Here is a 19,627-nt window from a genome sequence, read left to right on the forward strand (position 1 = left end):
CCGCTCCGACCACCCGCACATGCCTGAGAAGCCGGGCAAAGCGCTCACGCACCCGCCCAACCCCTCAAAAAGCCCCTAGTTCAGCAGTCTCCTAGCCCGCCGCGCCCCGAGAACCGCGCCCGAAGAACGGCTCCCAAGGAACGACGGCGGCCCCTACTTTCCCAGCCCGGCCTCCGCCATCAGCTCCGTCAGCCAGGGCCGGTGCTCGCGGTGGAAGGTCAGTCCTTCCGGGAGTCCCAGCACGGAGGGTTCGGAATCCGTGACCTTGATGGTGATCCGGCCGCCGCCCATGGGGGCGTTCGTAATATGCAGGTCCCCGTAGGATTCCGGCAGGACCGGGTCCATCCACACGCCGCCTCGGGACACGTGCGCGTCGTACCGCATGAGGCTGGTCACCAGCATGATCGGTGTGGTGGCCGCCCACGCCTGCGGGGAGCACGCCGTCGGATACGGCACCGGCTCCGTGACCTGGTCCCGGCTGAAGCCGCAGAACAGTTCCGGGAGCCGGCCGTCCGTATAATCGGCCGCCTCCAGCAGGGCGGTGGAGATCCGCTGCGCCTCCTCCACGAAGCCGTAGCGCAGCAGGCCAACGGCGATGATGGCATTGTCGTGCGGCCAGACCGAGCCGTTGTGGTAGCTGGCGGGATTATAGGCGCCCATGTCGGTGCCCAGCGTCCGGACGCCCCAGCCGCTGAACATCTCCGGCGACATCAGGCGCTCGGCCACCAGCGGCAGCTTGTCGTCATCCACAATGCCGTGCCACAGGCACTGCCCCATGTTGGACGTGCACGCGTCAACGGGCCGCTTGTCCCGGTCGAGCGCCACAGCGTAGTAGCCGCGGTCGGGCAGCCAGAACTGTTCGTTGAATTTCTTCTTCAGCTGCGCCGCTTCCTCCGTAAGCTTTGCCGCCAAAGCTGCGTCGCCGGCGTCGTACGCCATCCACGCCCGGGACAAAAACGCCGAGTACACCAGGGCCTGGACTTCGCAGAGCGCGATCGGCGGCTTCGCCAGCGTCCCGTCGGCAAAGTTGATGCCGTCCCACGAGTCCTTCCAGCCCTGGTTGATCAGGCCCTGGTCGTTGAGTCGCTCATACTCGACGAATCCGTCGCCGTCCTTGTCGCCGTAGTTCCGCACCCAGTCCAGCGCCCGGTCTGCGTGGGGCAGCAGCGCGGCGATGGTGTCCCGGCCGAATCCCCAGCGGCTGACCGAACCGAGCGCCATGACGAACTGCGGCGTGGCGTCGACGCTCCCGTAGTACGCGGACTTGCCGCCCAGCGCCAGCCCGCTGGAGACACCCAGCCTGACCTCGTGCAGGATCTTCCCGGGCTCCTCCTCGCTCATGGGGTCCACCACTTTGCCCTGCCGGTCGGCCAGCGTCTGCAGGGTGCCCAGCGCCAGGGAGGGATCCACCGGCAGCGCCATTTCCGACGCCCACAACGAGTCCCGGCCAAACAGCGTCATGAACCAGGGCGCCCCCGCAGCCACGACAATCCGCTCGGGATGCGCCGGGTCCTCGATCCGGAGCGCGCCCAGGTCATCATAGCTGCGGCGCAAGGTCCTTTCTATGGAGCGGTTGCCCATGTGCAGCTTGGGAATTTTGGCCACCCATTCCTGCCGGCGGCGGTCGCTCGATGACACCTCGCCGACCGGGCGGACCAAGGACGACGGCGGGACCCCGCCGCCGTCGGCGGCAGGCGCCACGCTTACCCGCCAGCTCCATTCGCCGCGGGCAGGGACCACTGTCCGGTAAGTGACGGAATCTGAGGTGACCTCGGCGCCGCGGGCATCAACGACGACGCCCTTCACCAGATTCTGCCAACTGGCCCTGATCACCAGGGAGTCGCCCTCGGGCTGGCGGGACTCCTCCCAGCGCCGCTGGACACGTGCTTCCTTCACCTCAAAAAGGTCCGCGAAATCAGATTCAACGGTGAGGGAAACGACGCATTCGGTGGCCTCCGCGGAGTAGTTCCGGATGGTGATCTCCTCGAGGATGCCGGCGCCCACCTCCCGCAGCCGTTCGACGATCAGGGGACTGTCCGCGTACCCGTCAGAGCGGGGGACTCGGCCGATGAACAGGGCCCGGTAAGGCTCCTTGGTCTCCGCCGTCAGCGGCTCCAGGGGCTGGCCGTTCACGGACAGGTTCCAGCGGGACAGGATCCGGGTGTCCTCATGAAAGACCCCGTGCGGATGCTCCGGATGGATATCCCCGTTCGCCAAGGAAATGCAGAAGGACGAGCCTTCCACCAGGGTGACCGTGCCCGTTCCTACAGGGCCGGCAGCCGTATCAGCATTCCAGCCAGCAGCCATTCCCGCCTCCTTCGACGGCTCAAGAAGAAAGCGGCGCCGTGCGGACCGGAGCCGCACTACCAGGCTGCCGCCAACTCCCTTGGGCACGACGCTACGCCCGAACGGGCGGCGATAAAAGGGTCTCTGGCGGCCCTCCGTAAACACGGAGAGAATGGGTGCGTGCCCCAACTTCGCGCCGGGACGGACAGCGGGGCGATGAACCCGGCAGCCCGCAAGGTGCAGCGCATCTACCTGACGTTGACGCTGGGAAATACCCTTGCGGCCTCCTTCATCTGGGGCATCAACACGCTCTTCCTGCTCGACGCCGGGCTCTCCAACCTCGAAGCCTTTGCCGCGAACGCGTTCTTCACCGCCGGGATGGTCATTTTCGAGGTGCCCACCGGAGTGGTGGCCGACGGCTGGGGCCGCCGGGTTTCCTTCCTGCTCGGCACCGCCACGCTGTCCGTCTCGACGCTCCTCTACTATTTTCTGTGGCAACTCTCCGCGCCGTTCTGGTCGTGGGCGGTGGTGTCCGTGCTGCTGGGCCTGGGCTTCACTTTCTTCTCCGGCGCGGTGGAGGCCTGGCTGGTGGATGCGCTGCACTTCTCCGGGTACGACGGCGCGCTGGAGACGGTGCTCGGGCGCGGCCAGATGGTGTCCGGCACCGCCATGCTCATCGGGTCTGTCGCCGGCGGCGTGATCGCCCAGGCCACGGACCTGGGTGTGCCTTTCCTGCTGCGGGTAGGCGTGCTGATGGCGATGTTCACGGTGGCCCTGTGGCTGATGCACGACGTCGGCTTCACCCCCGAACGCTCAGCGCATCCCCTTCGGGCGACGCGGGCCGTGCTGGCGGCCTCCATTGAGAAGGGCCTGAAAAATCCGCCCGTGCGCTACGTGATGCTGTCCGCGCCGTTTACGGCCGGCGTCGGGATTTATGTTTTCTATGCCCTGCAGCCGTTCCTGCTTGAGCTGTTCGGCGACCGCGGCGCGTACGCCATCGCGGGCCTTGCGGCGGCCATCGTTGCCGGGGCGGAGATTCTTGGCGGCTGGCTGGCACCGCGCGTCCGGCGCCTGGTCCGCAAGCGCACCACGGTACTGATCCTCAGCGGAGCGGGGAGCGCGGTGATCCTGGTGGCGCTCGGCTTCACCCGGGAGTTCTGGGTGGCCCTGGTGCTGCTGGCTCTGTGGGCCCTCGTGGCCGAGGTGGGGACTCCCGTGGGGCAGGCTTACCTCAATGACATGATCGAGTCCAGGCAGCGGGCGACGGTGCTCAGTTTCGCGTCCCTCATGGGGTCGAGCGGCGGCGTGGTGGTGCAGCCGCTGCTGGGGCGGACCGCCGACGTGTACGGCTACCCGGCGTCGCTGGCGGTCAGCGGCGTGCTCCAGATACTCGCCGTGCCGTTCCTGTATGCCAGCCGCCGTCAGGGTGCCGCCGCGGATGAATCGCACGCCCGCTGAGTCCGCTTCCGGCGAATGTTTTCGCCGTTGAGTGTCCTTCCGCGGCGGAGTAGCGTGACATTACCGTCCACCCGCACTACACGAACCCGGGAGCGACCATGTCATACCTGAGAAGCCGAACAGCTGCCGTCACCACTGCACTGGCGTTGAGTGTGACGGCGGGGGCCGCCGCCACTCCCGCGTTCGCTGATGAGCGGGTCACAGAAAAGACCGCGACCGCCACCGGGTACGGCGGGGCAGTGAGCACCGTTGACCCGGAGGCATCCGCCGCGGCCATCGACATCCTCCGCAGCGGAGGCAACGCTGCAGACGCAGCCGTGGCCGCTGCAGCCACCCTCGGCGTGACCGAGCCGTACAGCGCCGGCATCGGCGGCGGAGGCTACTTCCTGTTCTACAGCGCACACACCGGCCACGTGAGCACCATCGACGGCCGCGAGACAGCGCCCGCCGCCATGCCGCGCGACGCCTTCATCGATCCGAAGACCGGCAAGCCCTACAACTTCACCCCGGAGCTCGTCACCAGCGGCGTCTCCGTGGGCGTGCCCGGCACACCGGCCACCTGGGAGCGCGCGCTGTACCACTGGGGAACCAAGGACCTCGATGACGTCCTCGAGCCTGCCATCGAAGTGGCGGACCGCGGTTTTGTAGTGGACGAGACGTTCCGCCAGCAGACCCTCGACAACAAGCTCCGCTTCGAGGCGTTCACCTCCACCAGCGAGCTATTCCTCCCCGGTGGTGACGCACCCGCCGTCGACAGCATCTTCCGGAACCCGGACCTTGCGGCCACCTACCGGCTGCTCGCTGACAAGGGAACCCGCGCCTTCTATCACGGGGACCTCGCGAAGGAGATGGCAGATACTGTCCAGGCTCCGCCGAAGACCGCAACCACCAAGCTGCCCGTCCCGGCGGGGCACCTGACCACGGCTGACCTCGCCAAATACGTCGCCCTGGACCAGGCGCCCACCCATGTGGAATACCGCGGCCTGGACGTCTACGGCATGGCGCCGTCGAGCAGCGGCGGCACCACGGTGGGCGAGGCGCTGAACATTCTTGAGCCGTTCGACCTTTCCGGGATGTCCGCGCCGAGCGCGCTGCACCATTACCTTGAGGCGAGCTCGCTCGCCTTTGCGGACCGCGGCAAGTACGTCGGCGATCCGGCGTTCGTCGATGTTCCCACCGATGCCCTGACCGACCCGCTGTTCGGCAAGGAACGCTCGTGCGAGATCAACCCGAAAGTTGCAGCCGTGAAGCCGGTGGCTCCCGGCGACGTGGCCAATTACGACGGCGCGTGCCCGGCTATTGCGGCGGCCCCCGCCAGTGAGAAGGACACCGAGAACATCTCCACTACCAACCTGACGGTCGCGGACAAGTGGGGCAACGTCGTCGAGTACACCCTCACGATCGAGCAGACCGGCGGCTCAGGCATTGTGGTCCCCGACCGCGGGTTCCTGCTCAACAACGAGCTGACGGACTTCTCCACGGTGTACGACCCCAAGGACCCGAACCGGATTGAGCCCAACAAGCGCCCGCGGTCCTCGATGTCGCCGACGATTGTCCTCGAAGACGGCGAGCCGTTCCTGGCACTCGGTTCCCCCGGCGGTTCGACGATTATCACCACCGTTCTCCAGACGATCCTGAACAGGGTGGACCTGGGCATGAGCATCCCCGATGCCATTGCGGCTCCGCGGGCGGCGCAGCGGAACTCGGCCAACGTCACCGCGGAGCCTGGCTTCATCGCGAAGTACGAGAAGCGGCTGATGCCGTTCGGCCACGTGTTCACACCGTCCGGAGATGCGTTCACCTCGGCAGCCGAGATCGGCGCAGCCACGGCCATCGAGTTCAAGTCCGACGGACGCATGGTCGCCGCAGCCGAGCCGGTCAGGCGCGGCGGAGGCTCCGCCATGGTGGTGACACCCTCAAGGTAAGGCCGTTCCTGTCAGGGCGAGGCCACAAGCACCTTGACTGTGCTCTCGCCCCCCAGGAACTTGATGCGCAGTGCCGCTTCACGCGTGGAGGCCGGAACCGTGAAGGTGACATCACCCGCCTTGCTTGCGTCGCCCGCGACCAGTTCGTTCAGTCCGGAGTCGGGGGCGGTGCTGATCCCTGCCACGTTGAGGCGGAACGTGGAATCCCAGAAGTTGAGGTCATACCGGCCGTAATTGGTGCACCGCACGGAGAACGTCAGGGTGATCTTCCCGTCGGCATCAGGCCGGGCCTGCGCCCGAAGCAGCTCATACTCTACGTCGCCAGAGCGGTATTTGCGCTGATCCGGCAGGGTAACTGTCCATCCGGGGCTTCCGTCGGGTGGAATGCCGGGGTCTGCAGCCGGGCTGCCGCTCTGTTGTGAATTGCCGTTCCGGGGCGAATTGCCGGATTGGGTTGCAGCCCCTGGCTGTGAAGGCCCGACGGCGGTCGGCGGACCCGACACGCTGCCAGACCTCCCGGCGTCGAACACGCCTAGCTGGCCCAGCCCGATAAGAAGTCCGGTCAGCGCGGTGATCACAGCAGCGGCGGCAGTCATCAGCCCCGGCAGCGTGCCCCACCAGCTGTTGGGTTTTTCCTCGCTCATGTCGGTCTCCCCTCGAATCCAGCACCAGGCACGAAGGTGATTAATCCCAATACTCCAGCCAAAAAGCCACCCGCGCCAGATCAACGACGCTCGCCGGTCCGGGGTGTCTGCGGCTGCCGCCGGCAGGACTGTAACGCTGCAGTAATGGTTGCGGGCCTAAGTTATTGTCCTGCTCCTGTGCGTGCCCGCCCGTCACGTCCCCGGGAGCGGCTGGAAGCAGTGCAGTGGAAGGTTGGCCATGGAACTTGAATCACTTCCCGACGAGGTACTTGCCTCCATCGCGGACCGGAACGCATGGCGGAGCCAGATGGCGGGCAGCGACACTGCCCTGGAATTTCTCGTCTCCGACCTGGCCCGCTGGCAACCAGGCTCCGCCGTGCGGGTAGCTTTCCTTGACGGAGACACCGCACTCCATGCAGATGTGGCAGGGGCCACCAGGCAGATTAGTGACGCCTGCAACCTGGAACTGGACTTCGGCGTGGACGCCGCCGGAAACTACCGGCGCTGGCACGAGAACGACACTTTCCATGCGGCGGAGATCCGGGTCGGGTTCAACATGGGCGGCTACTTTTCCCTGGTCGGCACCGACAGCACCGACAGCACCATCGGCCCTCCGGCAGGGCCGGTGGGCGGACGGCCGAACCAGCGGAGCCTGAATCTTGGCGGATTCACGACGGAGCGGCCCGAAAGGTGGGAAGGCACCGTCAGGCACGAATTCCTGCATGCGCTGGCGTTCCACCACTCCCACCAGAACATGCGGGGCTCCTGCGAGGCGGAGTTCAGGTGGGATGACGATCAGGACTACGCGCCCACCACGAACGCCAAAGGGGTTTTCATTCCGGACGCGGCCGGACGCCGCCCCGGCATTTACACCTACCTTGCAGGCCCGCCAAACAACTGGCCCCGGGCGAAGGTGGACCACAATCTGCGAACCGTGGAGGATCCCGCTGTGGTTGCCGGGCCGTTCGACTCCGATTCGGTGATGCTGTACAGCTTTCCTGACTTTTTCTACAAGTCCAGTCCGAGCAGTTGCGCGCCCACCGGGAACGGCAAGGATCTCTCGGCCGGGGACCGCCGGGGCCTGGCGCTGCTGTACCCGCACGCTGCCGAACGGCTGGGAGACCTTCAGGAGCGTGCCGAAGCAGCCCTGGCGGCCATGGATGGTGCAGGAAGTTCTCCGGAGACAGTAGAAGCGGCCGGCGGGGAGTACCGGGACCGCGCGCTGGAACTGCTGCACGCCCTTTCGGGAAAAGGTGAGGGAGTGGGGCGATGACCGGCCAGGAGTCTGCCAGCAGGAAAAGCGGGGCGGAGGAAGAGACCAGGAAGTCGCTGCGGCAGTTCATCAGGACCCGGGGAGCGGAGTATCTCAAAGACCCCAATATCTCTTCCATCGGGGTCGGGTACAAGATGAGTGAGGGCAGTCCAACCGGTGAGCTCGCCTTGCAGTTCACTGTCGACCGGAAAGCGGCACCTGATGAGCTTGAGGCACTCGGTACGGTGCCGATTCCCGGTGAGATCATCATCGACGGGGTAGCCGTTCCCACCGATGTGATCGAGCGCAGCTACCGGCCGGGTTTCCGCATTGTGGCCGAAGCCGAGCCGCCTGCCGCGAAGGTGCGGGTTGACCCCGTGCTGCCCGGGGTCAGCGTCGCCCATTATCAGGGCACAGCAGGAACGATCGGTTGCATTGTCTACGACAAGACTGACGGTGAACCGCTCGTGCTGAGCAACTGGCATGTGCTGCACGGGACCTGTGGGGCATTGGGGGACGTGGTGGTGCAGCCCGGACCGTACGATGACAACAGAGTCGACCGGAACCGGCTCGGGGTTCTTAAGCGCTCGCACCTCGGTGTGGCGGGGGATTGCGCGGTAGCCACGATCGAGGGCCGTACCGTCAATCCGGAAATCCTCGGTGTCGGCGCCGCACCGCGGGAACTGGGAGAACCGGAAATCGGCGACAAGGTCTTGAAGAGCGGCCGCACCACCGGCCTGACGCATGGCGTGGTCCGCCGTGTCGACGTGATCGCGAAACTGCACTATGGAGCCGCGGGTGAGCAGGCGATAGGCGGCTTTGAGATTGGCCTGGATGAGCAGAACCTGCCGGAGGACGGGGAGATCAGCCGGGGCGGTGACTCCGGTGCAGCCTGGCTCTTCAAGAACGCCGACGGAACCCCCGGAAATGTCCTTGCGGGGCTGCACTTCGCGGGAGAAACCGGGACCAGCGTGGACGAGCACGCCCTTGCCTGCCTGCCGCAATCCGTCTTCGAGAAACTCGGAATTACGCTGGTGCGGCCGGATTCCAGGGCAATCGCCGAAGCGGTGGCCGTGGGTTATGACCCCTCCTTCCTGGGCGTCCGGCTCGACCCGCCAACCCTCGATGCCTCGCTTCAGGGGGACGCGGTGCCGCTGGACGGCTCGGACATAATTCCCTACACCCACTTCTCGCTTGTCATGAGTGCGGGCCGCCGGTTCGCCCGGTGGGTCGGCTGGAACATCGACGGCGGGGCATTGAAGAGGATCCCACGAAAGTCGCTTAGCTTCACGAAGGACCCGAGGATCCCGGGCAGGTTCCAGTGCGGGGATGAACTCTACAGCGACAACCGCCTGGACCGGGGCCACCTGGCGCGCCGTGCAGACCTGCTGTGGGGCGATCTCACGGAGGCAGAACAGGCCAACAAGGACTCGTTCTTCTTCACCAACATCACGCCGCAATTGGAGGACTTCAACCAGAGCGCCAGAAAAGGGGTGTGGGGGCGCATTGAAGACGCCGTATTCGCCGACGTCGACGTCCAGGATCTGAGGGTCAGCGTCTTTGGCGGTCCGGTGTTCCAGGCGAATGACCGCATATACCGGGGTGTCCCCTTGCCGAGGGAGTACTGGAAGATCGTCGCCTTCGTAGAGGATGGCCAGTTGCAGGGACGCGCCTTCCTGCTGACCCAGAACCTCAATCAGCTCGAAGCACTGGAGCTTGATGAATTCCGGGTATTTCAGGTCGCTGTCAGGGAAATTCAGGAGCGTACGCGGTTGGTATTCCCGGAAAACCTGCGCAACGCCGACACATTCACGGCACCGGAGTCACTGCAGGCCAGGGACCCGCTGGACCGGCCCGGGGACATCCGGTGGTGACACCTCGGCGCTGGGGCCTTTGGGTCGGGGGACCGTAACCACGGCATCCGACCGGTGCCTGAGCATCCGCGTGATCTCGGGCATCCACCAGACCGCCAGTCCCCAGGCCACGAATGCGGCGAAAAGGCAGAGGATGGTGCGTTCGGACTGGCGGAGGGTAGCGAGCAAAACCCAGACGCCCCAAGCGGCAAGAATTCCGCCGGCCGAGGCGGCGAGGCCGGTCAGCAGGGTGCCCACTGCAGTCAGCCAGTCACAGGTGAGCACCAGGGACAGAACCAGCAGACTGCCAGCCAGAACCGCCAGGGACTGCCAGTCCCGTGCCGCGGACCAATGCAGCAGTTCCGTGACGAGCGGCACGGCAACGGCCAGCAGGAGACCGGTGCACGCCAGTCCCCAGTCCAGTGCGGGATGCTTTCCGTGCACGGGTGCCGGCACCGACATGGCCCACTTCCGCGTCGCGACCGTGAGTATGCCCATGAAGACCAGGCAGACAACCACCATCAATTGCCTCGCCTGGCTGGCCGCCAGCCCCAGGGGCACCAGCAGCAGGATGACGGCCACCGGACCCGCCATGGCTTTTCGAGCCGCGGAACGCTGGTGACCGCGGTACTCCGTGGCTAAAAGCCGGTCACCAGAGAGGACCTCAAGGACGGGACGCCAGCGGCGGTGCCCATCGGCGAGCGCCACGAAAGCGAGTGCCAGGAAAATCAGGCCAGGCAGGACCAGCCCCAGATAAAGAAGGAACGGCTGTGCGCCAAAGACCGCGTTCTCCGGACGTGCCAGAACCCAGAGGGAAGCATCACCAAAACCCAGAATGAACGCCAGCCGGGCCGGGTGGACGATCGCCGGCAGGACTGCGAACAGGGGAACCAGCAGGACATGGAGCAGCCAGCTGCCCAAGGCGGTGGGAAGGTTGCCGTCCGGGCGCGCCCGCCAGAGTACGCGCAGCCCCCGCGACATGAGCATCATCCGGTAGGAGGCGCCAAGGTCTGACGGGCTATCGGCGCCGGCGCGGATGGACTGCCGCGCCTTCCGCCGATCTTCGGGAGCCGCGGCCTGCAGGCCAAACCATTGGTCCGTGAGCTGGTCCTGGAGCCAGGTGACGCGGTTCCGGGAACCTCTGGGCGCTTCTGCCGTGGACCCGTCGAATAATTCCTGGTCCCCGTCCAGTTCCGGGATTCGTGGGTTCTGGTCCACGGCCACCGTCTCCAAAAAACGCGAAATGCCGGCGGCTGCGTCCAAGCGACCCCACCACCAGTCGTTTTCGCGCCAGTCCCTGGACAGGAACCCGCTGAAATTGGCCATCGTGTTGCCAGCAAGCTTGAAACGGGAGGAAAGGCTGGCGGCATCCGGGTTTAGCAAGTCCCTCAGGTCACGAGGTGACAGGTTTGGGTTCTTGAGGGCGAATGCCACCGCGCCTCGGCGCTCGCCGTCTTTCAGCAACGAGTAATCGCAGGCGTGGGCGGGCCGTTCGTCGCTCCCTATCCGCCAGTACCGTATCCTCGCAACCACCGGCGGGATGCCGGCGGCGGCGAGGCAAGGGGCCAGGTCGTGGATTGTGAACCCGCAATCGGGTGCACTTAAGAGGGCGATCCGGGTCAGGTCGGGCCAGGGCGATTCTGTCCATTCGCGCAGCTCCGGATGGCTGCCGGCGTCCGCGGCCCTGTCGGTGAGGTCTGCGCTGTAGCGGACCAGCACTTCGAAATGCGACTGCAACGCAGCCCAACATTGCATGCGGCTCGGCTGGTTCGTTTCCGCCGCAGACAACCATGCCGCCATGATTTTTTCATGACGAACACTTTCGGCGCAGTCCGTTGATTTTTCGAGGACTGCCCAGATGGCTTGGTCCCGCAAGATCACGGCACTGTTGATCACTCCGTATATGCCGGTGCGAAGTGCATCGAAGGATGCGATGCTGTCCGTCAACTCCTTCGGAAATGATTCCGATTCCATGCGCCGGAGCCACGAGAAGGAGCATTGTGCGGCATCGAGCAACGCCTGGGCGTCACTTGTGAGCAGTCGGAATGCTGTCCCCTCCTCGTCCTGCCGGGAAATATCCCGGTACTTTTGGATGATCCTCGAATCCAGCCCGCTGAGCTCGTCGCTGCCGAGTGCACGGAAGTTGCGCCGGTCGGTGACCGTGGAGGCAACCTGCCACTCGTCAGGCCTGGTCAGCACCTGGGTGAGCAGATCCACGTCCGCCGAGGCACGGTAGCGGACGTAGGCCCGGCGCCTGTCCACGGCGATCTCCGTGGACCACCGGTCGGACAGCACGGCGGCCAGGGCTTCCGACCGGCCGAGGTTCAAAGATAAGGCGTTCACGTAGTCGACGTATTCCTTGACCTCGGAGTCAAGGGACTCCCTGCGCTTTAGCCGCAAGGCGGACGCCCCGACGGCATTGAGGAAGCGTGACAGGTTCTCGCTGCGGCTTGTGGGCAGGGAATCTCCGACGCTGTCAGGGTCAAGATACAGAAGCGCCCTGTGCGCCGGGCGCTGGGACACCCGGCCCCTTGCTGCGGTCAGCGCCCTGCCTATGGGAATGTTGTCAAACACGCCGCCGTCCACCACATGGAATACGGCTTCCCCAGGGATGTCGGACGATGACCGGTGTGATCCGAAGGCATGCCGCATGTTGGGTTTCCCCGGCGAAGGCTGCAGGGTTTGAGGGCCTTCCATGGAAAAGATCGTTGCCGGTTCAAAGGCGCCGGGAAACGACGACGTCGACCGCGCGGCATAGGCGAGCCGCGCCAGGTCCGCGGAGACTTCGGGAGGCAGCGCGGCCGCACGGCCCGTGCCCGCGGCGCCCGGTCCGCTGCCACCGGCGAAGTCGTTCCGTACCGGGATCCTGTTTTCGAGGACCGGGCCGTTGCCGGATGCGGCCGACGCCGCATGGCGACCTTCAAAGTGGAAGCTTCCCCGCCCCTCCTGCACGTCAGGGTTTCGTGAGACCTCGCTGTCCAGAATAGTGGCCGACAGGTCAATCGTGAGGTGCTCTGGAATCAGGGCCTGGTGACGGCGGTCGGAGGCATGGATCCGTTCCAGCGCGCGCAGGATTCCCGGGAAAAAGTACTCGTCGCCTTGCAGGATGGAGTTGACCTTTCGGAGACCGGGCGGCCGCATGAGCTCCTGGAGACCGCCGTCACGTTGCCAGGTCTCCAATATGTCTTCGTCGGGTGCAGCCCCGACCATCTGTGCCACCGAATAGAGGATGCAGTTCAGCCCGCCGGCGCTGGCGCCTGCCAGGATGTCGATTTCCACCCTGTCGTAGCGGGTCTCCGCGAGCAGCGTCGAATAGGCCGTGGCCCGACGGAGAATGTGGGCGGCTGCGGGATTTTCTGCGAGTCCCTCGGTGCCACTGAGGTAGAACGCGGTGAGATCCGGCCTGTCCCGCGCGTCGGCGCGATCCGGAATGCAGATCCGCAGGCGCCGGAGAATGTCCAGTTCGGCCACGCAACCGCCGATCCAGACTGCGAGGCTGACCCCTCCGCGCATCGCAAGCGCAATTCTCAGCGTCCGCCCGAACGCCGGTTGGAGCCCCGAGGCCTCCGGTGTCTGGTCCGGGCCGAGGACCCGCAGCTGTACTCGTGGCGGGCGTTGCCTCCCCCTGACGAATTCCTCCACGGCCTGACGGAAATCCGGATCTTTGCCGGCAGCGGCATCGATGGCTGCCGCGACGTCGTGGAGGAGCTCCGGATCAGCGGGGTTCTGGCGCATGCGGGCGAGCGCCACGGCCACGGACTGGGGCAGGTCCGGACCGAACGGACCGGGCCGTGACGCAGCTGCGGACTGGTCCCGCGTTCTCCCGGCAGCTTGCCCCAGATGTGATGCAGCCGCTTGTCCCAATGTTGAGTAAGCCAAGGAAACCCCTGCAACTGAACGATTGTCGTCCCAGTATGGCGCCGCGCCCGTCCAAGTACCTATAGCTGGCGGAACGGCGTGAAAAGTAATAGCTGGCAGTCATGCTTGCTGCGGCCCCTGATGATGATTGACAGAGGCCGCGCGACTGCGCATTCTCGTTCCTAGATCTATCCCAGATCTTTAATCTGCAGGATTTGGGGGCGGGCATGTCCGGTGATGATGCTGGTGGTTTTCAACTTAGCCTGTTTCAATCGTGGCAACTTCGGCAGGGCGGCGAGGCCTTGCACGTCCCCCTGCGCCAGCAACGGCTGATCACGGCTTTGGCTCTGAAGGGACCGCGGTCCCGGAGTTATCTGGTCGGTCTTCTGTGGCCAGCGCACTCGGAGCCCAAAGCCCTGGACAGCCTCCGGGTGAGCGTCCATCTCATCGCCAGGCAGGTGCCGGGCTTGCTGGCCAACGGTGGTGCAGTGCTGTCATTGAACGACACAGTGGAGGTTGATCTTCACCGCCTCCACCAAGAGATTTTGCAGCCGGGCCTGGGGTGCGGAGATGGCCACGCCGCCGCATTCCTTTCCGACCTGCGCCGCGCTGATCTGCTGCCCGGGTGGTACGAAGACTGGGTCATGGCCGAGCAGGCAGAGTTTCGTCGTGCGCGCCTGCACGCCCTGGTCGGCCTGGCAGGTGAGCTGTTCGGGCGTGCGGAGTACCGGCTGGCGCTGGAGGCAGCTGAGGCGGCTCTGGACCTGGAGCCGTTGTACGAGCAGGCTGTACGAGTCGTCGTTGAAGTCGAACAGCTGCAGGGGAACAGGGTGGCGGCGCTTCGTGCCTTCGAAAACTACAAAGCGCGCCTGATGGCGGAAATGGGCCTCGTTCCTTCGGAGGCGCTTCAGAAGATGTTCGCCGAGGGGTGAGAGCAACGGCTATTGATGGCCGCCGTCGCCGGGGCCCGGCAGCAGCTGCCGGTTCCTGATCTGCGACGGTCCGAACTCCACCTTCAGCGGACGGATTTCCCACGAGCCGCTCCGCTCCCGCGATCGGCCTTCTCCAGACCGGCCCTCTCCAGAATGGTCACGCGACTTCGGCTTGCCTATGGCCACGTGGGGGTGCCACCGCGGGTACCTGTAACCCAGAGCCGGGGAGCTGAGGATGAAGTCGTCCGGGTTGTCCACCAGCAGGTCGTCCAGCAGTTCCCGGAGGGCTGCGACGAGAGAGACCTGAAAATCGCGTACGTGCTGTGGCACCTCCACATCGAGGCCGGATACCCTGCCGCCGCCGAACAGAACAAGCCTCTCCGCCGTTCCGGTGAACCCCTCCAGCACGGGCAGCGCACGGAGCCAGTCGGCGGTTTTGACGGCGGCCGCGGCGGGATCTGTGGCCCCCTTGGTCCAGGCCACAACATCGGCGGCAAAGTCGTCGAGAATGCCGATGTGAAGCAGTGTCATGTGGAGGCCCTCCGGCTTGCGCAGCCCGTCGGCGTACGCTGCCAGCTGTTCATAGTCCGCGGGCCGGTCACCGACGCCAAGCACGGGAACCTCAACCGTGATGCGCGGAAGCCTCAGCATCCGGACCTCCTTGTCCTGGGCAGCCTTGCCCTTTGATCCGCTGGCGTGGGCTGCCGTCGCAATTTGTCGCCTGTAGATCATGCCATTATGCGCTTCCGGGGCCGCCCGATCCTCCGCCGGACGTTTTTGTCAGTGCCCCTTCTCATACTGGGGGTATGGATAACAGCGTGGCTGCTGCGGAGGTGTTGGAGGCTATTGGTGCCTCGGCGTTGGCGATGGCTGCCAAGGTCCGAAGGGCCGCTGCCCCGGGTGCGGCTGGCGCTGGTTTCGAGCCGGATCCGGTTGATCCTCTTGGGGAGCAGGCGACTGCATTCCTGGACGGTTTGAGCGGGGTGGCCGGGATGGAGGCGCGGCTTGCGGCTGTGAAGGTGGAGCTTGCCGCCGGGTACGTCACGGCGGACGCGGCGATGGCAGTCCCGGTTGGCAGCCCGCAGGACGCGGCCGTTCGGCAGATGGCCGTGAGGGCGGAGGTGGCCGGCGCGCTGACCATTAGCGAAGGCGCTGCCGAACGGCTGCTGGTTGAATCGGACATGCTGACCAGGGAACGGCCGATGACACTTGCCGCGCTGCAGCTGGGCCGCATTTCGTGGCAGCACGCACGGATCATGTGCGATGAGACCGAAGGGCTGTCACCTGAAGCGGCCGCAGCGTTCGAGGCCCACTTCCTGGATCCTGATGCTCCCAACGCGGCGAGGGGCTGCTTTGCCGGGGAGCTGGCACCGGCGAGATTCCGGGCCAAGGCACGGTATTGGCGGGAACGGCACCATCAGGACAGCATCGAAAAACGGCACTTCAAGAGCGTGAAGGACCGGCGACTGGAGTACACCCCGGACCGGGACGGCATGGCGTGGTTTTCGGCGTTCTTGCCCGCGGACCAGGCCGCCGGGATCTGGAACCGCACCACCGCCATAGCACGTGGTCTTCAAGGGCCGACCGAAACCCGAACCCTGAGCCAGCTCCGGGCCGATGTCTTTTCCACCTCGCTGCTCCGTCCAGCCCCGGGGATTACCGGTGGGGCAGCTGGTTCCGGGCAAGGAGGCTCCTTCCCCGGAGGCTCCGCCCCTGCCGGCGAGATGACGGCCGGTAATGTGCCGTCCCCGGCGGCGCAGGCGCAGGTGCTGGTCACGGTGCCGGTGTTCTCACTGCTCGGCCACACCGACGAACCCGCCACACTCGACGGGTACGGGCCGATCCCGGCGTCCATGGCCCGCCGGCTCGTCGCCGACGGCGCAACGTCGTTCTTCCGGGTCCTCACCGACCCGCGGGACGGGGCACCGCTGGAGATCGGCCGCACCAGCTACCGGCTCACCAAACCCATGCGCCAATGGCTACGCCTCCGGGACGCCAAATGCACGTTCCCCAACTGCAACAACCATTCCTTGGACAACGACGCCGACCACATCCTCTCCTGGGCCGACGGCGGCGGCACCGGCGTGACCAACCTCGGCCAACCCTGCCCCAAGCACCACAGACTGAAACACGCCACGGCGTGGAGGCCGGTCGGCGCCACCCTGGAAAGCCCGCCCGGCTGGATCTCCCCATCCGGGCGCCATTACCCCGCCGAACACCAGGACTGGGAACCACCCACCTGGCCGGACAACTTTGTGCCAGGCAACTTTGCGCCCAACGACTTTGAGCAGCGCTGGTCCGACGCGCCACCCAGCCAAGACTGCCCGGAACTGCCACCAGGTCTCGCCTTGCCAGAACCGGAACCGCCCGACTGGTTCGGCGCGCCAGCCGGCCACGCCGAGCCGGAACCGTCCGACTGGCCTGATCATCCGGACCAGCCACACGATCCCGAGGATTTCGACGAGATCGACGAGATCGACGAGATCGATGAGCGGGACGACCCTGAGCCACCCCTGCCCTTGGACCCTTGGCCCAACTGGTCATCAGTCACAGCTGCGTAGAGAAGCCACTGCCGGCGGAAGTGCGGCCGCCATTAGACTGCCTGCTCCTGTCCATGCCTGTCTTCGTCAGGTCCCACCGCTGCCGACCGGCACAATGGAAGGGTGACTTCCGCGCTCCCTCTGGCATCCTCCGCCCCCTTCAACCTGGACTCCATCGGCTCCGGGCTGGTCTTTGCGGAGTCGCTGGGAGAGCTGGCCGGCGTGCTCCAAAAGCAGGGCGCCGGCGGAGCAGCTGTGGTCCAGGCACCGCCGGGCACCGGAAAAACAACTTTGGTGCCTCCGCTGGTTGCCAACCTTGCGCAGGGTTCCACAGCGGAGGGGCAACCGCGCATCGTGGTCACCCAGCCGCGCCGCGTTGCGGCGCGTTCGGCTGCGCGGCGGCTGGCGGCCCTGGACGGAACGAAGCTGGGGGACAGGGTGGGCTACACCGTCCGCGGCGAACGGCAGGCCGGCCCCGCCACCCTCATCGAATTTGTGACGCCGGGAATTCTGCTGCGGCGCCTGCTGGCCGACCCTGGCCTGGAGGGTACCGCTGCCGTAATCCTCGATGAAGTGCACGAACGCGGCCTGGAAACCGACCTGCTGGTGGGCCTGCTCGCCGAGGTGCGCCAGCTGCGTGGTGACCTCATGGTCGTTGCCATGTCGGCGACCCTGGACGCGCCGCGGTTCGCCGCCCTGCTCGGTGGGAACGAGGAAGGGAACGAGGACGGGAACATGGGCGGAGAGCACGGCGGGGAGGCCGACGGCGGCGGGCCGGCTCCCGTCGTCGACTGCCCTTCTGCGCTTCACCCGCTGGAGACGGCGTGGGCGCCCGCTCCCGCGGCGCGTCTGGACGGGCGCGGCGTGACGCGCGCCTTCCTTGACCACGTGGCGGACACCGCCGCGGCGTCGCACGCCGAAGCTCTCGCCGCCGATCCCGGCACTGACGCCCTGGTGTTCCTGCCGGGTGTTTGGGAAGTGTCACACGTGGCTGGTCAGCTGCGCACCCGGGTGGGTCCCGGCGTTGAAATCCTGGAACTCCATGGACAAGCCAGCCCAGCCGCCCAGGACCGTGCCGTGTCCGGCCGCCAACCGGGGGAGCCGTCACGGATCATCGTATCCACAGCGCTGGCCGAATCGTCCCTGACCGTGCCCGGGGTCCGGCTGGTGGTCGACTCCGGGCTGTCCCGCGAACCGCGCCGCGATGCCGGCAGGGGCATGACGGGCCTCGTCACCGTCTCCTGTTCCCGGGCCTCCGCGGAACAGCGAGCCGGACGGGCGGCACGGCAGGGTCCGGGGAAGGTGGTCCGCTGCTACGACCAGAAGACACTCGGGGCGGCACCTGCACACCAGACTCCCGAGATCGCGGTGTCCGACCTCACCGGAGCGGCCCTGATCCTGGCATGCTGGGGCGCCCCGGCCGGCCGCGGGCTTGCCCTGCCGGACACGCCGCCCCCGCTGGCGATGGCGGACGCCACTGAAGTGCTGCGCGAGCTTGGCGCGGTGGGGGACGACGGCCACGCCACGGAGCTGGGCAAGGCACTTGCACGCATACCCGCCGATCCCCGGTTGGGACGCGCCCTGCTGGTGGGGTCAGCGCTGCTGGAGGAGCGGAAGGCTGGCGCCGGTTCGGCGTCCCCCGCACGTCCTGGTTTTGGAACGGCAGCCGAGGTGGTTGCCGCCGTGGCAGGTGACCAGCGCGCCAACGGAGCCGACCTTCCCCGCCTGGTGTCGACGCTCCGCTCCGGCAAGGATCCCGCCGCCAGGCGCTGGGCAGAGGAGGCCCGGCGGCTGGACACGCTTGCACGCCAGGCAGCGACCGGCGTCGGGCTTCCTTTGGTGGAGGTTCCCTCCGTGGAACTGCCGGCAGGAAATGCCGAACAGGTAGGCATGGTTGTGGCTCTCGCCTTCCCGGACCGGGTGGCACGCCGCGTGCCCGGAGATGGGCCGGAACGCTACCTGCTGACCTCCGGTACCCGGGCCGGGCTGCCCGCCGGCAGCCCTCTGGCCGGACACGAATGGCTGGCCGTCGCCGAAGTTGCCCGGGCGGACGGGCGGGACGCCGCCGGGACCGGCGCGGTCATCCGCTCCGCCGCACCGCTCACGGCGGACGCGGCCGAGGCCGCCGCAGCGCACCTGCTGCGCGACTCTGTGGAGGCGGCCTTCAGTCAAGGGAAGGTGACGGCCCGCAGGGAGCGTCGGCTGGGCGCCATCGTCCTGTCCTCCACGCCGGTGCCGGCATCCGCGGCGGATGGCCACGCCGCCGTCGCCCGGGCAGTGGAGGAGCAGGGACTCGGAGTTATCGGATGGTCGACGTCGGCCGATGAACTGCGACGCCGTCTCGCTCTGCTGCACCGGGAGCTGGGTGATCCGTGGCCTGACATGTCCGAGCAGGCGTTGCTGGCACGGCTCGACGATTGGCTTGGTCCCGAGCTCGAGGCGCTGGCCGGAGGGGTGTCAACCTCCGGCATCGACCTGGCGGACCCGATTCGACGACTGCTTCCCTGGCCCGACGCCGCCCGGTTGGGTGAGCTCGCCCCGGAGTTCCTGGAGGTGCCCAGCGGTTCCCGCGTCAGGATTGATTACCCGCAGGCAGAGGACGACGGCGGCAGGCCGGTGGTCGCAGTCAAACTCCAGGAATGCTTCGGCTGGGACAGGACACCGCGGCTGGCGGATGGAAAGGTGGCGGTGCAGTTTCACCTGCTGTCACCGGCCAGGCGGCCGCTGGCCGTCACGGACGACCTCGCCTCGTTCTGGTCAGGGCCGTATGCACAGGTCCGCGCCGAGATGCGTGGCCGTTATCCCAAACACCCGTGGCCAGAGGACCCCTGGACCGCGACGGCTACCGCACGGACCAACGCCCGAAAGTAATTAGCTCC

The 19,627-nt window shown here is 66.6% G+C and carries 11 protein-coding genes; 7 read left to right on the forward strand and 4 right to left on the reverse strand.

Going from position 1 to position 19,627, the window contains the following annotated elements; translation table 11 throughout:
• Window positions 1–153: 153 nt before the first annotated feature.
• A complete protein-coding gene (locus ACFTR6_RS14310; RefSeq protein ID WP_377958382.1) occupies window positions 154–2,307 on the reverse strand; it encodes a glycogen debranching N-terminal domain-containing protein in 2,154 nt (717 codons plus the stop codon).
• A gap of 195 nt (window positions 2,308–2,502) precedes the next feature.
• On the opposite strand from ACFTR6_RS14310, the gene ACFTR6_RS14315 reads away from it, so the two are divergent.
• Together ACFTR6_RS14315 and ggt are read left to right on the forward strand one after the other, a co-directional pair.
• The gene (locus ACFTR6_RS14315) at window positions 2,503–3,744 is read left to right on the forward strand and encodes an MFS transporter (RefSeq protein ID WP_377958455.1); all 1,242 of its coding nucleotides are present in this window, start codon (window positions 2,503–2,505) and stop codon (window positions 3,742–3,744) included.
• A gap of 98 nt (window positions 3,745–3,842) precedes the next feature.
• Window positions 3,843–5,669 carry a gamma-glutamyltransferase gene (ggt, locus tag ACFTR6_RS14320; RefSeq protein ID WP_377958383.1) on the forward strand — a complete coding sequence of 609 codons (1,827 nt, stop codon included), beginning with the start codon at window positions 3,843–3,845 and terminating at the stop codon, window positions 5,667–5,669.
• 11 nt (window positions 5,670–5,680) lie between these two features.
• On the opposite strand, the gene ACFTR6_RS14325 is transcribed toward ggt, so the two are convergent.
• Window positions 5,681–6,313, reverse strand: a complete 633-nt coding sequence (locus ACFTR6_RS14325; RefSeq protein ID WP_377958384.1) for a hypothetical protein — start codon at window positions 6,311–6,313, stop codon at window positions 5,681–5,683.
• A gap of 238 nt (window positions 6,314–6,551) precedes the next feature.
• On the opposite strand from ACFTR6_RS14325, the gene ACFTR6_RS14330 reads away from it, so the two are divergent.
• Window positions 6,552–7,586, forward strand: coding sequence for a hypothetical protein (locus ACFTR6_RS14330; RefSeq protein WP_377958385.1), 1,035 nt, complete (start codon window positions 6,552–6,554; stop codon window positions 7,584–7,586).
• Window positions 7,583–9,439 carry a DNA/RNA non-specific endonuclease gene (locus ACFTR6_RS14335; RefSeq protein ID WP_377958386.1) on the forward strand — a complete coding sequence of 619 codons (1,857 nt, stop codon included), beginning with the start codon at window positions 7,583–7,585 and terminating at the stop codon, window positions 9,437–9,439. Before ACFTR6_RS14330 ends, ACFTR6_RS14335 begins: the two co-directional genes overlap by 4 nt.
• On the opposite strand, the gene ACFTR6_RS14340 is transcribed toward ACFTR6_RS14335, so the two are convergent.
• Window positions 9,389–13,153, reverse strand: coding sequence for a DUF3376 domain-containing protein (locus ACFTR6_RS14340; protein WP_377958387.1), 3,765 nt, complete (start codon window positions 13,151–13,153; stop codon window positions 9,389–9,391). The two genes, ACFTR6_RS14335 and ACFTR6_RS14340, sit on opposite strands and share 51 nt — an antisense overlap.
• 350 nt (window positions 13,154–13,503) lie before the next feature.
• Here ACFTR6_RS14340 and ACFTR6_RS14345 point away from each other — a divergent pair, with 350 nt between their 5' ends.
• Window positions 13,504–14,208: a BTAD domain-containing putative transcriptional regulator gene (locus ACFTR6_RS14345; protein ID WP_377958388.1), complete on the forward strand. Its 705-nt coding sequence runs from the start codon at window positions 13,504–13,506 to the stop codon at window positions 14,206–14,208.
• Window positions 14,209–14,217: 9 nt separating this feature from the next.
• On the opposite strand, the gene ACFTR6_RS14350 is transcribed toward ACFTR6_RS14345, so the two are convergent.
• Complete coding sequence (locus tag ACFTR6_RS14350) at window positions 14,218–14,940, reverse strand: hypothetical protein (RefSeq protein ID WP_377958389.1); 723 nt, start codon at window positions 14,938–14,940, stop codon at window positions 14,218–14,220.
• Between the two features lie 74 nt (window positions 14,941–15,014).
• On the opposite strand from ACFTR6_RS14350, the gene ACFTR6_RS14355 reads away from it, so the two are divergent.
• Both ACFTR6_RS14355 and ACFTR6_RS14360 read left to right on the forward strand, forming a co-directional pair.
• Window positions 15,015–16,769 carry a DUF222 domain-containing protein gene (locus ACFTR6_RS14355; protein WP_377958390.1) on the forward strand — a complete coding sequence of 585 codons (1,755 nt, stop codon included), beginning with the start codon at window positions 15,015–15,017 and terminating at the stop codon, window positions 16,767–16,769.
• A gap of 102 nt (window positions 16,770–16,871) precedes the next feature.
• On the forward strand, window positions 16,872–19,619 hold the full coding sequence (locus tag ACFTR6_RS14360) for an ATP-dependent RNA helicase (RefSeq protein WP_377958391.1): 2,748 nt from the start codon (window positions 16,872–16,874) through the stop codon (window positions 19,617–19,619).
• The last annotated feature ends 8 nt before the right edge of the window (window positions 19,620–19,627 follow it).

This window comes from Arthrobacter sp. NPDC057009 (genome assembly GCF_042673905.1).
Taxonomy (GTDB): Bacteria; Actinomycetota; Actinomycetes; order Actinomycetales; family Micrococcaceae; genus Arthrobacter.

Coding starts and splice junctions, on each gene's coding strand:
- ACFTR6_RS14310 (WP_377958382.1), bottom strand. CDS start 2,307: ATGGCTGCTGGCTGGAATGCTGATACGGCTGCCGGCCCTGTAGGAACG.
- ACFTR6_RS14315 (WP_377958455.1), top strand. CDS start 2,503: ATGAACCCGGCAGCCCGCAAGGTGCAGCGCATCTACCTGACGTTGACG.
- ggt (WP_377958383.1), top strand. CDS start 3,843: ATGTCATACCTGAGAAGCCGAACAGCTGCCGTCACCACTGCACTGGCG.
- ACFTR6_RS14325 (WP_377958384.1), bottom strand. CDS start 6,313: ATGAGCGAGGAAAAACCCAACAGCTGGTGGGGCACGCTGCCGGGGCTG.
- ACFTR6_RS14330 (WP_377958385.1), top strand. CDS start 6,552: ATGGAACTTGAATCACTTCCCGACGAGGTACTTGCCTCCATCGCGGAC.
- ACFTR6_RS14335 (WP_377958386.1), top strand. CDS start 7,583: ATGACCGGCCAGGAGTCTGCCAGCAGGAAAAGCGGGGCGGAGGAAGAG.
- ACFTR6_RS14340 (WP_377958387.1), bottom strand. CDS start 13,153: ATGCGCCAGAACCCCGCTGATCCGGAGCTCCTCCACGACGTCGCGGCA.
- ACFTR6_RS14345 (WP_377958388.1), top strand. CDS start 13,504: ATGTCCGGTGATGATGCTGGTGGTTTTCAACTTAGCCTGTTTCAATCG.
- ACFTR6_RS14350 (WP_377958389.1), bottom strand. CDS start 14,940: ATGATCTACAGGCGACAAATTGCGACGGCAGCCCACGCCAGCGGATCA.
- ACFTR6_RS14355 (WP_377958390.1), top strand. CDS start 15,015: ATGGATAACAGCGTGGCTGCTGCGGAGGTGTTGGAGGCTATTGGTGCC.